The following is a 5,221-nucleotide window of genomic DNA, read 5'->3' on the forward strand; positions in this document are numbered from 1 at the left end:
TGCTTCCAAGTCTGGCCTATCTACCCCATAGTCTTTAGGGGACCTCAAAAGAAACCTCATCTTAAAACAGGCTTCCCGCTTAGATGCTTTCAGCGGTTATCCCTTCCGTACGTAGCCAACCAGCACTACCCCTGGCGGGATAACTGGCACACTAGAGGTACGTCCGTCCCGGTCCTCTCGTACTAGGGACAGCCTTCTTCAAGTTTCAACGCGCGCGGCGGATAGAGACCGAACTGTCTCACGACGTTCTGAACCCAGCTCGCGTGCCGCTTTAATGGGCGAACAGCCCAACCCTTGGGACCTACTCCAGCCCCAGGATGCGACGAGCCGACATCGAGGTGCCAAACCATCCCGTCGATATGGACTCTTGGGGAAGATCAGCCTGTTATCCCCGGGGTACCTTTTATCCGTTGAGCGACACCACATCCACAAGTAGGTGCCGGATCACTAGTCCCGACTTTCGTCCCTGCTCGACATGTCTGTCTCACAGTCAAGCTCCCTTGTGCACTTACACTCACCACCTGATTGCCAACCAGGCTGAGGGAACCTTTGGGCGCCTCCGTTACATTTTGGGAGGCAACCGCCCCAGTTAAACTACCCACCAGGCACTGTCCCCAACCCAGATCATGGGCCAAGGTTAGATGCTCAATCCGATCAGAGTGGTATTTCAACAACGACTCCACCACCACTAGCGTGATGATTTCACAGTCTCCCACCTATCCTACACAAACCGAACCAAACACCAATACCAAGCTATAGTGAAGGTCCCGGGGTCTTTTCGTCCTGCCGCGCGTAACGAGCATCTTTACTCGTAATGCAATTTCACCGGGCCTGTGGTCGAGACAGCAGAGAAGTCGTTACGCCATTCGTGCAGGTCGGAACTTACCCGACAAGGAATTTCGCTACCTTAGGATGGTTATAGTTACCACCGCCGTTTACTGGGGCTTAAATTCTCAGCTTCGCTAACAAACGTTAACTAACCGGTCCTCTTAACCTTCCAGCACCGGGCAGGCGTCAGTCCATATACATCAACTTAACGTCTTCGCATGGACCTGTGTTTTTGATAAACAGTCGCTTCCCTCTATTCTCTGCGACCCCACAACACTCCAACCGCAAGGGTCTTCACGTCACAGGGCCCCCCTTCTCCCGAAGTTACGGGGGCATTTTGCCGAATTCCTTAACCACAGTTCACCCGAACGCCTTAGTATCTTCAACCTGACCACCTGTGTCGGTTTAGGGTACGGGCCATACACGCACTCGCTAGAGGCTTTTCTCGACAGTACAGGATCACCACCATCAACCCCAATGGGTCTACGCATCACGCCTCAACCTAAAATGTGCAGCGGATTTACCTACCACACGGCCTACACGCTTACACCACCAATCCAGTAAGTGGCGCGGCTACCTCACTGCGTCACCCCATCACTTGAACCACACATCAGGCCCCACGACATCAACACCACCAACACTCAAAGAATGCTAGGTAGCGTATCCGCAGTGGTTAGTATCAGTGCTTCATCATGGGCGCACATGTACGGGTACCAGAATATCAACTGGTTATCCATCGACTACGCCTGTCGGCCTCGCCTTAGGTCCCGACTCACCCTGGGAAGACGAACTTGACCCAGGAACCCTTAGTCATCCGGCGGTAAGGATTCTCACCTTACAATTCGTTACTCATGCCTGCATTCTCACTCGCACACAGTCCACGCCTCCTCACGGTAACGCTTCCACCCATGCACGACGCTCCCCTACCCAAACAACAAAAAATTGTTGCTTGCCGCGGCTTCGGCGATGTACTTGAGCCCCACTACATTGTCGGCGCAGAACCACTCGACCAGTGAGCTATTACGCACTCTTTCAAGGATGGCTGCTTCTAAGCCAACCTCCTGGCTGTCTTCGCGATCCCACATCCTTTTCCACTTAGTACACCCTTAGGGGCCTTAACCGGCGATCTGGGCTGTTTCCCTCTCGACTATGAAGCTTATCCCCCACAGTCTCACTGCCGCACAACACAATTGATGGCATTCGGAGTTTGGCTGACATTGCTAAGATTGTAGTCCCGCTCAACCAACCAGTCGCTCTACCTCCACCAAGCTAAATGCGACGCTGCACCTAAATGCATTTCGGGGAGAACCAGCTATCACGGAGTTTGATTGGCCTTTCACCCCTACCCACAGCTCATCCCCGCAGTTTTCAACCTACGTGGGTTCGCGCCTCCACAACCTCTTACAGCTGCTTCACACTGGCCATGGGTAGATCACCCCGCTTCGGGTCCAGGACATGCCACTTACCACCCCATTAGGATTCGGTTTCCCTACGACTACCCCACACGGGTTAACCTCGCGACATGCCGCTGACTCGCAGGCTCATTCTTCAAAAGGCACGCCATCACACCATAAAAAGTGCTCTGACGGATTGTAAGCACATGGTTTCAGGAACTATTTCACTCCCCTCCCGGGGTACTTTTCACCATTCCCTCACGGTACTATCCACTATCGGTCACACTGAGTATTTAGGCTTACCGGGTGGTCCCGGCAGATTCACAACAGATTCCACGAGCCCGTTGCTACTCGGGAACCCAACAACCCCCACATCATCATCTTCAGCTACAGGACTCTCACCTACTCCGGTAGATCATTCCAAACCACTTCACCTAACAACAATGCACAGGGCGTGCCACTGGTAGATGACACAAAGCTAGGCCCCACAACACCGCACACACAACCCCTACCAGGTATCACATGCACACGGTTTAGCCTCATCCACGTTCGTTCGCCACTACTAGCAGAATCATTATTATTTTCTCCTCCTACGGGTACTGAGATGTTTCACTTCCCCGCGTAACCCCCACAACAGCTATGAATTCACTGAAGGGTAACCCCACATAACCAGGGCCAGGTTTCCCCATTCGGACATCCTCGGATCAACGCTTTATTGACAACTCCCCGAGGCTTAACGCAGCCTTACACGTCCTTCATCGGCTCAGCATGCCAAGGCATCCACCATGCGCCCTAAATAACGAACACACCAACCACCACACAAACCACACAACCAACAAAAGCCATGCAACCAGCATGTGGTGGTAACAAGTGAACTTGACAAAATAAACAAAAAAGAAAAATCACATCACACACATGAAACACCACAAACACAACGTGTAAGTGGCATCATGCAGATGCTCGCGTCCACTATACAGTTCTCACACAACACCCCAAACCAGCAACAAACACCACCACAATGAATGGCATCCATCAACCAGTCAGGCACACAAAAAAAGGGGATAATGCCCCAGACACCCAACAATGCACCAACGTACAAACAACACTCATTTTCGTATACATGGACACTTTTACGCATGTCACAAAGCACTGTCTCAACACTTGATACTGCTGATTAAGGTGTGTCTCCTACCCGGAATTTCCAAATTCGGTGGCAGCAGAACACTTGCCTACTCAACCACCAACCCACCATCAACTATGTGGGCAACCCACAACTGTGAGTCATTAACTGCAACTGCAGCCAAAATAAAAGCTCCTTAGAAAGGAGGTGATCCACCCGCACCTTCCGGTACGGGTACCTTGTTACGACTTCGTCCCAATCGCCGATCCCACCTTCGACGGCTCCCTAACACGTTTAGGCCACCGGCTTCGGGTGTTACCAACTTTCATGACGTGACGGGCGGTGTGTACAAGGCCCGGGAACGTATTCACCGCAGCATTGCTGATCTGCGATTACTAGCGACTCCGACTTCATGGGGTCGAGTTGCAGACCCCAATCCGAACTAAGGCCGGCTTTCAGCGATTCGCTCCACCTCACAGTGTCGCAACGCGTTGTACCGACCATTGTAGCATGTGTGAAGCCCTGGACATAAGGGGCATGATGATTTGACGTCATCCCCACCTTCCTCCGAGTTAACCCCGGCAGTCTCTCATGAGTCCCCAACCAAATGCTGGCAACATAAGACAAGGGTTGCGCTCGTTGCGGGACTTAACCCAACATCTCACGACACGAGCTGACGACAACCATGCACCACCTGTACACCAACCACAAAGGGAAACTACATCTCTGCAGCGATCTGATGTATGTCAAGCCCAGGTAAGGTTCTTCGCGTTGCATCGAATTAATCCACATGCTCCGCCGCTTGTGCGGGCCCCCGTCAATTCCTTTGAGTTTTAGCCTTGCGGCCGTACTCCCCAGGCGGGGCGCTTAATGCGTTAGCTACGGCACGAAAGTCGTAGAAAGACCCTCACACCTAGCGCCCACCGTTTACGGCATGGACTACCAGGGTATCTAATCCTGTTCGCTACCCATGCTTTCGCTCCTCAGCGTCAGTAACTGCCCAGTAACCTGCCTTCGCCATCGGTGTTCCTCCTGATATCTGCGCATTTCACCGCTACACCAGGAATTCCAGTTACCCCTACAGCACTCAAGTTATGCCCGTATCGCCTGCACGCCCGGAGTTAAGCCCCAGAATTTCACAGACGACGCGACAAACCACCTACGAGCCCTTTACGCCCAGTAATTCCGGACAACGCTCGCACCCTACGTATTACCGCGGCTGCTGGCACGTAGTTAGCCGGTGCTTCTTATCTAGGTACCGTCACAAAAAGCTTCGTCCCTAGCGAAAGGAGTTTACAACCCGAAGGCCTTCATCCCCCACGCGGCGTCGCTGCATCAGGCTTGCGCCCATTGTGCAATATTCCCCACTGCTGCCTCCCGTAGGAGTCTGGGCCGTATCTCAGTCCCAATGTGGCCGTACACCCTCTCAGGCCGGCTACCCGTCGCCGCCTTGGTAGGCCATTACCCCACCAACAAGCTGATAGGCCGCGAGCTCATCCTACACCGAAAAAACTTTCCACCACACACACTAAAGTGCGGTCCTATCCGGTATTAGACCCAGTTTCCCAAGCTTATCCCGAAGTGCAGGGCAGATCACCCACGTGTTACTCACCCGTTCGCCACTCGAGTACCCTGCAAGCAGGGCCTTTCCGTTCGACTTGCATGTGTTAAGCACGCCGCCAGCGTTCGTCCTGAGCCAGGATCAAACTCTCCACAAAAAGAATTTCAGAACAACAAAATCCTGAAAAGGCCGTGAAAAGCCCAAACCTAACCAAAAGAACAAACCACCACAAACCCACAAAAAGCAGGCCCATGCTGGCGTCCAAAAATTACTACAAAGAAAAATCATTGCCTCCCCAACCCGACGGGGCACAAAAAG

The 5,221-nt window shown here is 52.8% G+C and carries 2 rRNA genes; both read right to left on the reverse strand.

Annotation, left to right across the window (positions count from 1 at the left end):
- Window positions 1–3,029, reverse strand: a 23S ribosomal RNA gene (locus tag ABRP93_RS11265); the annotation flags it as partial.
- A 513-nt stretch (window positions 3,030–3,542) separates the two neighbouring features.
- Window positions 3,543–5,060 (reverse strand): 16S ribosomal RNA (locus ABRP93_RS11270).
- Between the last annotated feature and the right edge of the window lie 161 nt (window positions 5,061–5,221).

Origin of the sequence: Corynebacterium sp. KPL2850, assembly GCF_040225855.1 — a bacterium.
Classification (GTDB): domain Bacteria; phylum Actinomycetota; class Actinomycetes; order Mycobacteriales; family Mycobacteriaceae; genus Corynebacterium.